Annotated in this window: 13 protein-coding genes and 1 tRNA gene; 10 read left to right on the forward strand and 4 right to left on the reverse strand. The window is 65.0% G+C overall.

The window, feature by feature from the left end; genetic code table 11:
• The first annotated feature begins 8 nt into the window (after window positions 1–8).
• The 7 genes from A9D12_RS05325 to dcd all read left to right on the forward strand — a co-directional run bounded on the left by A9D12_RS05325 (window position 9) and on the right by dcd (window position 6068).
• Window positions 9–236 (forward strand): hypothetical protein, encoded by a 228-nt coding sequence (locus A9D12_RS05325; protein ID WP_068350375.1) that lies wholly within the window; start codon window positions 9–11, stop codon window positions 234–236.
• Window positions 233–1630 (forward strand): putative O-glycosylation ligase, exosortase A system-associated, encoded by a 1398-nt coding sequence (locus A9D12_RS05330; RefSeq protein WP_068350376.1) that lies wholly within the window; start codon window positions 233–235, stop codon window positions 1628–1630. Before A9D12_RS05325 ends, A9D12_RS05330 begins: the two co-directional genes overlap by 4 nt.
• Before the next feature lie 114 nt (window positions 1631–1744).
• Complete coding sequence (locus A9D12_RS05335) at window positions 1745–2194, forward strand: MaoC family dehydratase (protein WP_068353728.1); 450 nt, start codon at window positions 1745–1747, stop codon at window positions 2192–2194.
• Window positions 2195–2263: 69 nt separating this feature from the next.
• Window positions 2264–3445: an acetyl-CoA C-acyltransferase gene (locus A9D12_RS05340; protein ID WP_068350377.1), complete on the forward strand. Its 1182-nt coding sequence runs from the start codon at window positions 2264–2266 to the stop codon at window positions 3443–3445.
• A 161-nt stretch (window positions 3446–3606) separates the two neighbouring features.
• Window positions 3607–4125, forward strand: a complete 519-nt coding sequence (locus A9D12_RS05345; protein WP_068350378.1) for a pyridoxamine 5'-phosphate oxidase family protein — start codon at window positions 3607–3609, stop codon at window positions 4123–4125.
• A gap of 130 nt (window positions 4126–4255) precedes the next feature.
• Window positions 4256–5431: a L,D-transpeptidase family protein gene (locus A9D12_RS05350; RefSeq protein ID WP_082925405.1), complete on the forward strand. Its 1176-nt coding sequence runs from the start codon at window positions 4256–4258 to the stop codon at window positions 5429–5431.
• Window positions 5432–5513: 82 nt separating this feature from the next.
• Window positions 5514–6068, forward strand: a complete 555-nt coding sequence (gene dcd / locus A9D12_RS05355; protein ID WP_068350379.1) for a dCTP deaminase — start codon at window positions 5514–5516, stop codon at window positions 6066–6068.
• A 7-nt stretch (window positions 6069–6075) separates the two neighbouring features.
• Here the strand turns inward: dcd and A9D12_RS05360 are convergent, their stop codons facing one another.
• Window positions 6076–6747: a ferredoxin reductase domain-containing protein gene (locus tag A9D12_RS05360; protein ID WP_068350380.1), complete on the reverse strand. Its 672-nt coding sequence runs from the start codon at window positions 6745–6747 to the stop codon at window positions 6076–6078.
• Window positions 6748–6887: 140 nt separating this feature from the next.
• Between A9D12_RS05360 and A9D12_RS05365 the strand changes: the two genes are divergently transcribed.
• Window positions 6888–8063 carry a saccharopine dehydrogenase family protein gene (locus A9D12_RS05365; RefSeq protein WP_068350381.1) on the forward strand — a complete coding sequence of 392 codons (1176 nt, stop codon included), beginning with the start codon at window positions 6888–6890 and terminating at the stop codon, window positions 8061–8063.
• 67 nt (window positions 8064–8130) lie between these two features.
• Here A9D12_RS05365 and A9D12_RS05370 read toward each other — a convergent pair whose 3' ends face one another.
• Both A9D12_RS05370 and A9D12_RS05375 read right to left on the reverse strand, forming a co-directional pair.
• A complete protein-coding gene (locus A9D12_RS05370; protein ID WP_335645789.1) occupies window positions 8131–10356 on the reverse strand; it encodes a TonB-dependent receptor in 2226 nt (741 codons plus the stop codon).
• A 154-nt stretch (window positions 10357–10510) separates the two neighbouring features.
• A tRNA-Gly gene (locus tag A9D12_RS05375) sits at window positions 10511–10585 on the reverse strand.
• A gap of 214 nt (window positions 10586–10799) precedes the next feature.
• Between A9D12_RS05375 and A9D12_RS05380 the strand changes: the two genes are divergently transcribed.
• Window positions 10800–11732, forward strand: a complete 933-nt coding sequence (locus tag A9D12_RS05380) for a tetratricopeptide repeat protein (RefSeq protein ID WP_068350382.1) — start codon at window positions 10800–10802, stop codon at window positions 11730–11732.
• A complete protein-coding gene (locus A9D12_RS05385; RefSeq protein WP_068350383.1) occupies window positions 11729–12340 on the forward strand; it encodes an LON peptidase substrate-binding domain-containing protein in 612 nt (203 codons plus the stop codon). The genes A9D12_RS05380 and A9D12_RS05385 overlap by 4 nt, the downstream gene beginning before the upstream one ends.
• A 12-nt stretch (window positions 12341–12352) precedes the next feature.
• Here the strand turns inward: A9D12_RS05385 and A9D12_RS05390 are convergent, their stop codons facing one another.
• On the reverse strand, window positions 12353–13591 hold the full coding sequence (locus A9D12_RS05390; protein WP_068350384.1) for a polyhydroxyalkanoate depolymerase: 1239 nt from the start codon (window positions 13589–13591) through the stop codon (window positions 12353–12355).
• Window positions 13592–13765: the final 174 nt, after the last annotated feature.

The following is a 13765-nucleotide window of genomic DNA, read 5'->3' on the forward strand; positions in this document are numbered from 1 at the left end:
CCTTACCCATGATCGACACCTTTGCCCTTGCGCTCGGCCACGGGCTGCTTGCGGTCGCGCTGTGGCGGCTGGCGATGCGCGCGGGCCTCGACGAGGACCCGCTGATCGGCAGCATCAGGGCGGAGGAAAAGAGCCATCGGCAGCAAGGCAGCGCAGCGGGCCGCAGCGCTGCTCGCCGCGCGCGCACCATTCCGGGTGGGTCCGCCGATGAGGCAAGCGGCGGGCGGGCGCGGTGAAGGATCTCTTTTTCCTCGTCTTCATCGCCTATGTGCTGCTGCTCGGCCTCAGGCGCCCGTTCATCTGGGTGCTGCTTTACACCTATATCGACATCCTTGCGCCGCAGCGGATCGGCTATTCGATCATCACCACGCTGCCATTGTCGCTGATCGCCTTTGCCGCAGCCTTCGGCGGCTGGCTGGTGATCGACCGCAAGGAAGGTGCGCGCTTTACGCTGCGCCAAGGGCTGATGCTGGGGCTGCTGGGCTATTGCTGGTGGACCACGCGCAATGCCGATTTCCCGGTCGAGGCGCTGACCAAGTGGGACTGGGTGTGGAAGGCGCTGCTGTTTGCGATCTTCCTGCCGCTGACGCTCACCACCCGCGCGCGGATCGAGGGGCTGGCGCTGTCGCTGGTGCTGAGCGTGGCGATGATCGTCATTGCGACCGGCCTCAAGGTGGTGACGGGCGGGGGCGGTTATGGCGAGCTCAATTTCTTCGTCGACGACAATTCGGGGATCTATGAAAGCTCGACGCTGGCAACCGTTGCGATCGGGATGATTCCGCTGTTGTGGTGGCTGGTGCGCTACGGCACGATTTTCCCCAGGCACTGGACGGTGACGGTGTTCGCCGCGGCACTGACCTTTGCCGCGCTGCTGGTCCCGGTCGGGACCGAAGCGCGCACCGGGCTCCTCTGCATCGCCGCGCTGGCGGTTCTGCTGCTGCGCTATACCCGCCGCCGGTTGATGTTCATCGCGGGCGCAGCCGCGCTCGGTCTCGTCGCGCTGCCGTTCCTGCCGCAATCCTATTACGACCGGATGGCGACCATCACCCAGCCGGGCGGCGACGAAAGCGCCTCGACCCGGATGGCGGTGTGGGAATGGACGTATGATTACGCCAAGTCCAACCCGCTTGGCGGCGGTTTCGATGCCTATCGTTCCAACAGTTTCACCTACACCATGCCGGTGACCAAGACCGAGGGCAACACCACCAGCGTCACCTATACCGAGGTCGAGGACAAGGCGCGCGCCTACCATTCCTCGGTGTTCGAGATGCTGGGCGAACAGGGGTGGCCGGGCCTCATCATGTGGCTGATGCTCCACCTTACCGGGATGTGGCAGATGGAGCGGTTGCAGCGGCGCTGGAAGGGCGCGGACGCAGATGCAGACGAGGACGGGGCGACCCGCTGGATCGCGCCGCTCGCCGCCGCCTTGCAGATGGGCGCGGTGATCTATCTGGTCGGCGCGCTATTCCAGGGAATCGCCTATCAGCCGGTGATGCTGATGCTGGTGGCCTTGCAAATCGGGCTTCACACCTATTGCCGCCGGATCGATTCGGCGCAGGCCACCTTGGCGCGCAGCACCCGGCGCAAGCCCGCTGTCGCCACGCCGGTCGCGGGTGCCGTAGCGGCATAGGCCAGGCCGCCTTTCGGGGCGTTGCGCTCCCTTGAGTGTTGCGCCATGAAGCCCCCGCAAAACGGCGCGGCGGGCAGCAGTTTCCGCCGCCGGACACGCGAAGGAGGACACCTGATGAACCCGCAGGAATTGGCCGCCAAGGTCGGCGAAGTGATCGGCACCAGCGACTGGGTCGAGATGAGCCAGGAACGCATCAACCAGTTCGCCGAAGCGACGGGCGACCACCAGTTCATTCACGTGAACGAGGAAATGGCCAAGATGACCCCGTTTGGCGGGACGATCGCGCACGGCTTCCTGACCTTGTCGATGATCCCCTATCTGGGCGCCAACGGCGGCGCGCCGCGGATCGACGGCGTGAAGATGGGCGTGAATTACGGCGGCAACAAGACCCGCTTCATCGCCCCCGTGCGCGCGGGCAAGCGTATCCGCGGCCACTGGAAGCTGACCGAAATGGTCGAAAAGCGCCCCGGCCAGTGGCAGCAGACCTGCGAAATTACGATCGAGATCGAAGGCGAGGAAAAGCCCGCTTTGATGTGCGAATGGATCACGCAGTACTTCGTGTGACATCCCTATCGCCGCTCCGGCAGGTGTCGGGGCGGCGGCTGAAAAACGACAACAAGGATACCCCCTATCATGGCACGTGACGCCGTAATCGTTTCCACCGCCCGCACCCCCATCGGGCGTGCCTACAAGGGCGCTTTCAATGCCACGCCGGGCGCGACGCTTGGCGCGCTTTCGCTTGCCCCCGCGATCGAGCGCGCCGGGATCGACGCTGGCGCGATCGACGATGTCGTCTGGGGCGCTGTTCTCACGCAGGGCACGCAGGCCGGCAACATCGCCCGTCAGGTCGCGCTGCGCGCCGGTTGCCCCGTCACCGTCAGCGGCCAGACGATCGACCGCCAGTGCTCTTCGGGCCTGATGGCGATTTCGACCGCGGCCAAGCAGATCATCGTCGACAACATGGATATCGTCGTCGGCGGCGGCCAGGATTCGATCTCGATGGTGCAGACCCCCGAGATGCGCGTCGCGATGGACAAGTCGCTGCTCGCGATGCACGGCAATGTCTACATGCCGATGCTGCAGACCGCCGAAACGGTCGCCAAGCGTTACAATATCAGCCGCGATGCGCAGGACGAATACGCCTACCAGTCGCAGATGCGCACCGCCGCCGCGCAGGCCGCAGGCAAGTTCGATGACGAAATCGTCGAAGTCACCACCACGATGAACGTGGTGGACAAGGAAACGAAGGAAGTTTCGCAGCGCGAAATCACTTTGTCGAAGGACGAAGGCAACCGCCCCGAAACCACGCTTGAGGGCCTCAAGAGCCTCAACCCCGTGATGGGCCCGGGCATGAACATCACCGCGGGCAACGCCTCGCAGCTTTCGGACGGTTCGTCCGCAAGCGTCCTGATGGAAGCCAAGCTCGCCGAACAGAAGGGCCTCCAGCCGCTCGGCCGCTATGTCGGGATGGCGGTTGCCGGCACCGAGCCCGATGAAATGGGCATCGGCCCGGTCTTCGCGATTCCCAAGCTGCTGAAGCAGACCGGGCTCAAGATGGACGACATCGGCCTGTGGGAACTCAACGAAGCCTTCGCCGTGCAGGTGCTTTATTGCCGCGACCAGCTGGGGATCGACAACGACATCCTCAACGTCAACGGCGGCTCGATCTCGATCGGCCACCCCTACGGCATGACCGGCGCACGCTGCACTGGCCACGCTCTGATCGAAGGCAAGCGCCGCGGTGCCAAGTATGTGGTCGTCACCATGTGCGTCGGCGGCGGCATGGGCGCAGCCGGCCTGTTCGAAGTCTTCTGATCCGGCCTGTCCGGGCCGCGGACATTTCGCGGCCCGGACAACACGATATCACGATCCCGGCGCGGTTGGTCTTGTCCGGCGGACATGGCCGCCTGCGTTCCGGAACATTATCCGGCCCGCCCCGCTTGCGTCTCCCGTTCAAGGAATAAACGGAGACGATGATGGCTACCGACGCGGAAATTCGCAGCAAGTTCTGGAAGTCGCTGAAAAGTGACATGACGATGTTCCTCGGTCTGGCCGAGGGCGAGGATGGCCACGCCCGTCCGATGACCGCCCAGCTTGAGGACGAGCTGTTCAACGACGGTGAATACCGGGGCCCGGTGTGGTTCTTCACCTCGACCGACAACAACCTTTACCAGCAGATCCAGCAGCAGGAACTCGCCGCCACCGGGCCGCGCGCGATGGCGCACTTCGTTTCGAAGGGCCACGATGTCTGGGCGACCGTCCACGGGAGCCTTTCGACCACGCGTGACCGCGCGACGATCGACCGCCTCTGGAACCGCTTCGTCGCGGCCTGGTATGAAGGTAAGGACGATCCCAAGATCGCGCTGATCCGCCTCGATGCCGAAGATGCGGAAATCTGGATCGATGCGTCCTCGGTGATCGCCGGGATCAAGATGCTGATCGGGATCGATCCCAAGGAAGATTACAAGGACAAGGTCGCCGAAGTCCGCCTGTAAGGCGTCGGCAATCCTTTCAAAAGCGCCGCGGCGCGGGAACACATGGTGTCCCGCGTCGCTTTGTGCGTTGTCCGAACGACACAGCGCGACCGCGCCGGCTGTCATCTCCCTACTACCTCAAGGAAATTCCATGCGCCTGATCTTTGCCACCCTGATCCCGCTTTGCGTGCTGGCCGCTGCGTGCAGCGATCCCGATAGCGGCGCGGCAGACCGGCCGGCCGAAGCAGGTGCGCAGGCCGCAGATAACAACGGCGCGGACACGATGGCATCGAACGACAACGCGCCCGCCGATGCCGTTGCGGATTCCGAGCCGCGTCCGGTGATGCAGATGCAGGTCGTGCTCGAACGCCTTGGCTTTGCGCCGGGCGTAATCGACGGCAAGGAAGGCGCCTCGCTGTCCAACGCTCTCAAGGGCTTCCAGGAATCGCGCGGGCTTCCCGTGACTGGCACGCTCGACGATGCGACCCGCAGCGCGCTGGGTGAATTCGGCAAGATCCCCGCAACCCGGATCGTCACGATCCCGGCTGACTGGGGCCAGATCGCCTTTGCCAAGCTTCCCGAAGCCGCCGCCGACAAGGCCAAGCTGGAATCGATGGCTTACGAAAGCATGGCCGAAAAGCTGGCCGAACGATTCCACACCACGCCCGCCGTTCTGGCACAGCTGAATCCCGGCGGAATGCCTGCAGGCATGGGCAGTGCGGCCCCGGCAGCAACGCCGGCTGCGACCCCTTCGGCCAATCAGGCCACCGGCGAGCCTGCGGTGCCCACGTTCGGCGCAGGCCAGCAGATCCGCGTGCCCAATGTCGGCGCGGACCGGATCGACGCCTCGCTGGTCGACAACGACGCATGGCGCGACACTTTGCGGTCGCTGGGTGTCGGGACCGAGCAGCCCAAGGTTGCACGCATCCTCGTCGACGAATCCGAAGGCTGGCTCAAAGCATACGACGAGGGCGACAAGCTGGTCGCGATGTTCACCGTGACTACTGGCTCCAAGCACGATCCGCTGCCGATCGGCGACTGGAAGATCAAGGGCAAGGCTTATAACCCGACCTATGCCTTCAACCCCGAACTGCTCCGCGATGTCGATGCCAGCGAAGGCAAGCACCAGCTGCCCGCCGGCCCGAACAGCCCGGTCGGCGTGGTATGGATCGATCTGAGCAAGGATCACTACGGCATCCACGGCACGCCTTCGCCCGAGACTATCGGCCGCGCGGAAAGCAATGGCTGCGTGCGGCTGACCAACTGGGATGCGGCGCGGCTGGCACTGATGGTCAGCCCGTCGACCAAGGTGACGTTCCAGAAGTAACAGATTGCCGAAACACAAGGGGAGGGGGGATATGTCCCCGCCTCCCCTTGCTCCTTTGCGCCGCATAGGGAATCCCTCGTGCATGGCGATTCTTTCCGACAAGTGGATCCGCGCACAGGCGCTTGAACACGGCATGATCGAGCCTTTCGTCGAAGCCCAGCGGCGCGACGGGGTGATCTCCTATGGCCTTTCGTCCTATGGTTATGACGCGCGGGTCGCGCCGGAATTCAAGATCTTCACCAATGTCGATTCGGCGGTGGTCGATCCCAAGGATTTCGCCGCGAACTCCTTCGTCGATCGCGAAACCGATGTCTGCGTGATCCCGCCCAATTCCTTCGCGCTCGCCCGCACGGTCGAATATTTCCGCGTGCCCGAAGACGTGCTGGTGATCTGCCTCGGCAAATCGACCTATGCGCGCTGCGGGATCATCGTCAATGTCACCCCGCTCGAACCGGGCTGGGAAGGGCACGTGACGCTCGAATTCAGCAACACGACGCCGCTGCCTGCCAAGATCTACGCCAACGAGGGCGCGTGCCAGTTCCTGTTCCTCAAGGGCAACGAACGCTGCGAGACCAGCTACAAGGACCGCGCGGGCAAATACATGGGCCAGCGCGGGGTGACGCTGCCGCGGCTGTAGCGCGCGGTCAGTCGTCCTCCATCACCAGCCGGTCTTCGGTCACACCGCGCGCGGTAAGCGCGGCCACGAGCGCGTCCTGCATCGGAGGCGGGCCGCACAGATAAACGATGCCGTTGGTGTCGATCCCTAGCGCATCGAGCATGGCGCCGTCGATTTCGCCGTGGAGCATTCCGGGCGCACCGCCGTCGGTCAGCACGAGATCGAGCGCGAGGCCGGGCATCGCCTCCAATTCCTCTTGCAGGATGATGTCGCGCGCGGTGCTGTTCGAGAAGATCAGCCGGTATCCTTCGAGATTGCCGTGCTTTGCCTGCCGGGCGCGCAGGATCGACAGGAAGGGGGTGATGCCTGCGCCGCCGGCGATGATCGTGCCCGGCCCCTTGTCCGCGATCGCACCCCACGGTGCATCGATGATGACGCTGTCACCGGGCTGCATCTGCCCGATCTGCTCGGTCACGCCGTGGTGCGAGGGATAGGATTTGATCGTGAATTGCAGATGCTCCGCGCCCGGTAGGGACGTGAAGGTGAAAGGGCGTTTTTCATCGCGCCACCCGTCCCGGTCGAGCGCAAGATCGGTCGCCTGTCCGGGGACGAAATCGTAGCCTTCGGGCCGGTCGAAGGTGAGTTCGTGGACATCGTGCGTGACCGGGCGGATCGTGCGAAGCGCAAGCGTGTGGGGCATGGGGCTCTTTCTGCAAAGCGGGGTTGCGATGGGAATGCGGATTGCGCGGGCAATGTTCCCCGCCCAGTGGCGACCCTGTCCGTTCGGCCTTTGACAAGCACCCTTTGCGCCCCCATTCCGGCGCACGAAGGAGAGAGCTTATGAGCACCCGCGAATTCGACATCATCGTCTATGGCGCCACCGGATACACCGGACGGCTGGTGGCGGAATATCTGGCGCATCATTATGGCGCACGCACGGATGGGCCGCGCTGGGCCATGGCGGGCCGCAGCCTGGCCAAGCTCGAAGAAGTGCGCGACATGATTGCTGCGCCGGCTTCGACCCCGTTGGTGGTCGCCGATGCCGATGACAGCGCCGATCTGGAAGCGATGTGCCGCCGCACCCGCGTGGTGCTGACCACGGTTGGCCCCTACCAGCTTTACGGCGACAAGCTGCTGGCCGCCTGCGTCGCCACCGGCACCGATTATGCCGACCTGTGCGGCGAACCGGCCTGGATGGCGGCCAAGATCGCCGAGCACCAGGCCGCTGCCCAAGCATCGGGCGCGCGTATCTGTTTTTCGAGCGGGTTCGATTCGATCCCCTTCGATCTGGGTGTGATGATGACCCAGAAGGCCGCGCGCGAACGCTTCGGCAAGCCTGCACCGCGCATCCGCGGGCGGGTGCGGGCGATGCAGGGGACGTTCTCGGGCGGAACCGCGGCAAGCCTCGGCGCGACGATGAAGGCTGCAGCCAAGGACATGTCGGTGATCGCCGCGCTCCGGAACCCCTTTGCGCTCACCCCCGGTTTCGAAGGACCCGATCAGCCTTCGGGCATGATCCCTTCGTATGAAGACGACTTGGGCAAGTGGTCCGCGCCCTTCGTGATGGCGCCGATCAATACCAAGAACGTCCACCGCACCAACTTCCTGCTCGGCCACCCCCACGGCACCGATTTCCGTTATGACGAGATGATGCTGACCAGCCCCGGCGAAGCGGGCAAGGCGGCGGCCAATGCCGCGCTCGAATTCATGAAGAACCCGTTCGGGGCCAAGCCCCCCAAGCCCGGCGAAGGCCCGACCAAGGAGGAACGCGACAACGGCTTCTACGATGTCGTCTTCGTCGCCGACATGGAGGACGGGCAGCGGCTGCAATACGGCGTCAAGGGCCGGTTCGATCCGGGTTACGGTTCGACCAGCCGGATGCTGAGCGAGACCGGGATCGCGCTGCTGTCGTGCGACAAACCGGGCGGGATCGGCACGCCCGGCAGCTTCCTCGGCGAAGACCTCGTCAAGCGGCTCGAAGAGCACGCCGAACTCACCTTCGCGGTCGAAAGCTGACACGAAAAAGGGGCAGCCACGCGATGCGGCTGCCCCCATTCCTTGCGCTTGCAGCGGCTGAGGTGCCTTAGAAGCTCAACCGCACGCTCGCGCGGAAATTGCGGCCCATCAGCGGGACGAAGTCCTTGGTGAAGCTGGCGTGGCGGCGGCCGTTGACATCGAAGATGTTGTCGGCCGCAACCTGCAGCGTCACGTTCTGGTTGTCGGCCAGCGGGCGCCAGGCAACCAGCGCGTTGACCAGCGTGAAGCTGTCGGTCGGGGTCTCGACGCCCGAGACGCGGTTCTGGTCGTCGAACCACTGCACTTCGCCCCGGACATCGAAGGCGTTGGTCTGCGCTTCGAGCGCGCCGAGCAGGCTCAGCGGCGGGATGCGCGGGACCGCGGTGCCATCGCCCAGCTCCGCCTCGACATAGGACGCGCTGGCATCGGCCAGCAGGCGGAAGCTACCGGTGTCGACCACCGGATAGCTGACCTCTGCCTCGAAGCCCCAGAAATCGGCATCCTGCTGGAGATACCGGAACACCGGCAGGTCGTCTTCCTCCGCTCCGGTTTCTTCGAGGAAGATGTAATTGTCGAACCACTGGCGATAGGCGGTGAGGCCGAAGGTGCCGCGCCCGATGCTGCCGCGGGCATAGGCTTCGAGCCCCCAAGCGCGTTCGGTGCGCAGGTCAGGGTCGCCGATCTCGAACGCCTGCGTGGCGATGTGCGGTCCATTGGCGAACAGCTCCTCGGCGCTCGGCGCACGCTCGGCGCGCGAACCGTTGATGCCGATGCGGATGCCGGGAAGCCCGCTGTAAACCGCGCCGAGCGCGCCCGAGAACGTGTCGTAATCGTTCTCGATCCCGAGTGTCTGCGCTTTGACCTTTGTGAATTCAGCGCGCGCGGCGGCTTCAAGCTGGAACGGGCCGGTGCCGTATTCCTGCAGCGTGAAGAGAGCGACCTGATCGGTCAGGTTGGGCGGAATATAGGCTTCCGCGCCCACGGCGAAGAAATCGCGGTGGTTGTATTGCAGGCCGGTCGAACCGCGCAGGGTTCCGCCGGTGTTCTGCACCAGTTCGGCGCGCGCTTCGAGCCCGGTCGAATCGAACACGGTGCCGACTTCGGTGCCTTCGAATTCGGTATGGGTGTAATCGGAATAGCCGACGCGCAGCTTCAGGCGCTCGAACGCGCCTTCGCCAAGGAAGACGTCGCCCTTGAAGTCGGCGCGGAACTGCTTGAGCCCGATGGTGACGAGCTCTTCGCCCTCCTCCTCGCCGCCTTCTTCCGCGCCTTCCTCGCCGTGGTGATGGCCGGCACCGGGGCGGGTGGGGACGCCGTAGTTGGTGTCATACCAGCCGAGCGACGCGCCGAAGGTGCTTTCGCCCAGCACGAGGCCGAGGCCGGCGTTGACCGTCCAGCTTTCCATCGCGGTGTTGGGCACCCGGCCGCGCTGGTTGGCGGCTTCGCGCAGTTCGGCGGCTTCCTCGAGCTCGCCCTCTTCCTCTTCCTCACCGGCATCGGCAAGCAGATCGGCGCGCAGCGCCGGGGCAACCTGGAACCCGCCGATGCGGATGTCGCCGGTCTTGCGCCACGAACCATCGACGTGGGCGACGAGGTTGTCCGTAAGGCCGACGTCAATCGAAGCGGCCCCCGTGCGCAGATCGGATGCGCTGTCGACCCCGGCAAAGGCGTCGATGTGGAACGCTTCATCGGGCATGCGGGTGGGGATGCGCTTGTCGATCACGTTGACCGCGCCGCCGATCGCTTGGCTGCCGTAGAGCAGCACGGCGGGGCCGCGCAGCACTTCGATCCGTTCGATCGTGATCGGTTCGATCGTGGTGGCGTGGTCGACCGAGGTATTGGAAACATCTGCAGTGCCCACACCATCGACCAGCACGCGCACGCGCTCGCCCTGCTGGCCGCGCAGCACGGGGCGCGAGGAGCCGGGGGCAAAGCTGGTGGCGGACACACCGGGAAGCTTGGCAAGCAGATCGCCGATCTGACCGGTCGCCGCGTCGCGCTGGACATCCTTGATCTCGACCACGGCAGTGCCGGCGAGCAGATCGAGTTCCTGAACGCCCGACGCGCTGACGATGATATTGCCGTCGTATTCGCCCTGCCGGTTGTGGACATCGTCCTCGACCGGCGCAGGCGCGGCGGTGGTGACGGTGCGGTCTGCCGCGCTTTGCGCAGCGGCGGGCGCTGCGATTGCGGCGACGCCGATCCCGGCGGCAAGCGCCAGACGGGAGGGAGCAAGGGAGGGCTTGCGGAAGTTCATGTGCGGTTCCATCGCCTGAATGTAATAACGTATCACGCGCCTAGCGCGGGCACCGATGTTTGCAAGCGCAAATTGCGCGAGCCGCCGAATTGCGTCGACCGGTGTTGTTGGCGGCGCATGCAACGCGCACACGGCGCGGGCCGCGCCTTGAAAGGCACGGCCGCGATAATCCGCAAATTTTCGGTAACGATGGAGCGGGCGAAGGGATTCGAACCCTCGACCCCAACCTTGGCAAGGTTGTGCTCTACCCCTGAGCTACGCCCGCTCACTGGCGTTGACGGGAGGCCGCGAAGTGCGGCGTTCCTGTCGGGAGGCGGCGCAGTTAGCAGCGACCTTTGCACCCTGCAAGCGCTAATTTGACATCATTTGCCAATGATCGCATTTGCCTTGGCCAGCGGTGCAATTGCGCGCTTCACATCCTCGCGCAAAACCCCACATGGGGCGCATACACATCATCAGGAGCAGATATCTTGGCCAGCATGGGACTGAGCATCGAGGAACAGAAGGCCGTTGAACGTTTCCGCAAGGACGTGGTCGACCCTTCGCAGACCAAACTGGTGATTCTCGACTTCTGGGCAGAATGGTGCGGGCCGTGCAAGGCGCTGACCCCGGTGCTCGAAAAGGTCGCCGTGGAATATGCCGACAGGGGCGTGGTGCTGGCCAAGATCAATGTCGACGAGGAACAGTTCATCGCCGGGCAGTTCCAGGTGCGCTCGATCCCGACGGTCTATGCCATGTTCCAGGGCCAGCCGGTCGCCGATCTCACCAATGCGCGCGGCGAATCGCAGCTGAAGGCGATGCTCGACCAGTTGCTCGCGCAATTGCCGGTGCAGGCCGGTGCAGGCGCGGCCCCGGGCGCGCCGCAGGGGCCGACGCCCGAAGAGCTCGCGCAATACGTGAAGATGGGCGACGATGCGCTGGCTGCGGGCGACGCGCAGCGCGCGGCGGGCATTTTTGCGCAGGTCACCGAATTTGCCGAAGACAGCGCGCCCGCGCACGCGGGGCTTGTTCGCGCGCTGGTGATGCTGGGCGAGATCGAGCAGGCGCAGCAGGTGATGGCAGTGATCGACAGCGATCCGCGGCTGGCAACCGATCCCGCGATCGCGCCCGCGCGCAGTGCGCTCGAACTTGCCGGAACGCGGGTCGATGACGGCGAGCTGGCAACCCTGCGCGCTGCCGCCGAGGCTGATCCTGCCAATATGGATGCAGGCCTCGCCTATGCCGAAGCCGCCTTTGCCGCCGGGCAGCGCGACGCGGCGGCCGATACGCTTTTGACCATGATCGCGGCCGACCGCGAATGGAACGAGGGCGCGGCGCGTGCCAAGCTGCTCAAGATGTTCGAGGCGACCGGGCTGGAAGACGAATGGGTCGTCGGCGTCCGCCGCCGCCTGTCGCGCGTATTGTTCGGATGAGCAAAAGACTTCCCATCTTTCCGCTGACGGGCGCGGTGCTGTTTCCCGGAATGCAGCTGCCGCTCCACATCTTCGAGCCGCGTTACCGCGCGATGGTGGGCGATGCGCTGATCCGCGACCGGCTGATCGGGATGATCCAGCCGCAGCGTCCCGAAGAGGGCGCGCCGCTCTACGCGGTCGGCTGTGTCGGGCGGATCGGCGAGATCCAGGCGATGGACGACGGGCGCTACAATCTCATCCTTGAAGGCACGACCCGGTTCCGGATGCTGCGCGAACGCGATGCGGCGACCGCCTATCGGCAGGTCGATGCCGAATTCTTCGACGAGGACGAGAGCGAAACGCTATCCCACGCGCAGCGTGGCGGGTTCGAGCGCGAGGCGCGCGCCTTTGCCGATGCACAGGGCTATGCGGTCGACTGGGATTCGGTCGAGCGGCTCGACGATCGCTCGCTCATCAACGGTGTCTCGCAGATCGCGCCCTTCGATCCGGCGAGCAAGCAGGCGCTGCTCGAAGCCGAAACACTGGGTGACCGCTGCGAATTGCTGGTGCAGCTGATGCAGTTCTTCGGCCGCCATGACGGCAGCGAGGAAATCGTCACGCTGCAATAGGCGCGCGCCGCCTCACCCGGCGTGCGCGGCGATCCATTCCTCCACCACCGGGGCGACCTTGGTGCGCCAGCGGCTGCCGTTGAAGATGCCATAGTGGCCGGCGCCCTCGGCCATATAATACCGTTTCTTGTCTTCGGGCAGGTTGGGGGTGAGGTTAAGCGCGGCGCGCGTCTGGCCGAGCCCTGAGATATCGTCGCGCTCGCCCTCGATCGCCAGCAGCGCGGTGTCGGTGATCTGCGTGATATCGACGAGTTCGCCCTTGTGGCGGAACTCGCCCTTGGGGATCGAGTGCTTCTGGAATACTTCCTCGACCGTCTGGAGGTAGAATTCGGCGGTCATGTCGCAGACACTGCGGTATTCGTCGTAGAAGGTCTTGGTCGCCTGCGCGCTTTCCTCGTCGCCCACGGTGAGGTGTTTGAACATCTCGTAGTGGCTCATCATGTGGCTCGCCAGGTTCATGGTCATGAACGCCGAAAGCTGCATGAAGCCGGGATAGACCCGGCGGCCCGCGCCCGGATACTGCATCGGCACGGTCGCGATCACGCTTTGCCGGAACCACGCGATAGGGCGCTGCATCGCCATGTTGTTGACCACCGTCGGGCATTCGCGGGTGTCGATCGGGCCGCCCATCATGGTCAGCGTTGCCGGGGTGGCGGGCGATTTGTGCAGGTTCATCAGCGCGGTCGCGGCAAAAGCGGGAACCGAGGGCTGGCATACCGCCATCATGTGGATCCGCGCGCCGCCTGCACCGGCATGCACGTGCTCGGCAAAGGCGATCAGGTAGTCGATGTAATCGTCGAGATCGAACTTGCCCTCCTCGACCGGCACCATCCGCGCATCCGCCCAGTCGGTGATGAACACATCCGCGCTTTCGAGCATCCGTTCGACCGTGCCGCGCAGCAGGGTGGCATAATGCCCGCTCATCGGCGCCGCGATCAGCAGCTGCGGGCGGCCCGCAGGCGCGCCTTCGACGGTGAATTGCAGCAGATCGCCGAAGGGACGATGCATCGCCACGCGTTCGGTCACGGCGTGCGGCTGGCCGTCGATGGCGACCTCGGTGATCCCGAAAGCGGGCTTGCCGTAATGCGCGGTCGCATGCGCGAACACATCGAGCGCGCTGGCGGCCAGCGGGCCGACCGCGAGGGCCGACAGCGGATTGGCGGGGTTCGCCATCATCCCGGCACCGATCGACGCGAGCGCGCTGGCGCTGTTCATCCAGCTGCGCTGAAGCTCATAGGCGTGATAAAGCATCGGTTTCCTTCGTGCAGGCGAACGATTGGCGCCTTGTCGCTACGGCGCCTTGCCGGACAAGATGGCGCTTCACTTTCCATTGTGCAACGCACAATATTGCGGGACACGCGCACCGGGCCTGGGCTGCCGCTTTTTTGCACGTGAAATCCGCTGCGCAGCGGGCTAGAGCCGAGG

The organism is Erythrobacter neustonensis, assembly GCF_001663175.1.
GTDB lineage: Bacteria > Pseudomonadota > Alphaproteobacteria > Sphingomonadales > Sphingomonadaceae > Erythrobacter > Erythrobacter neustonensis.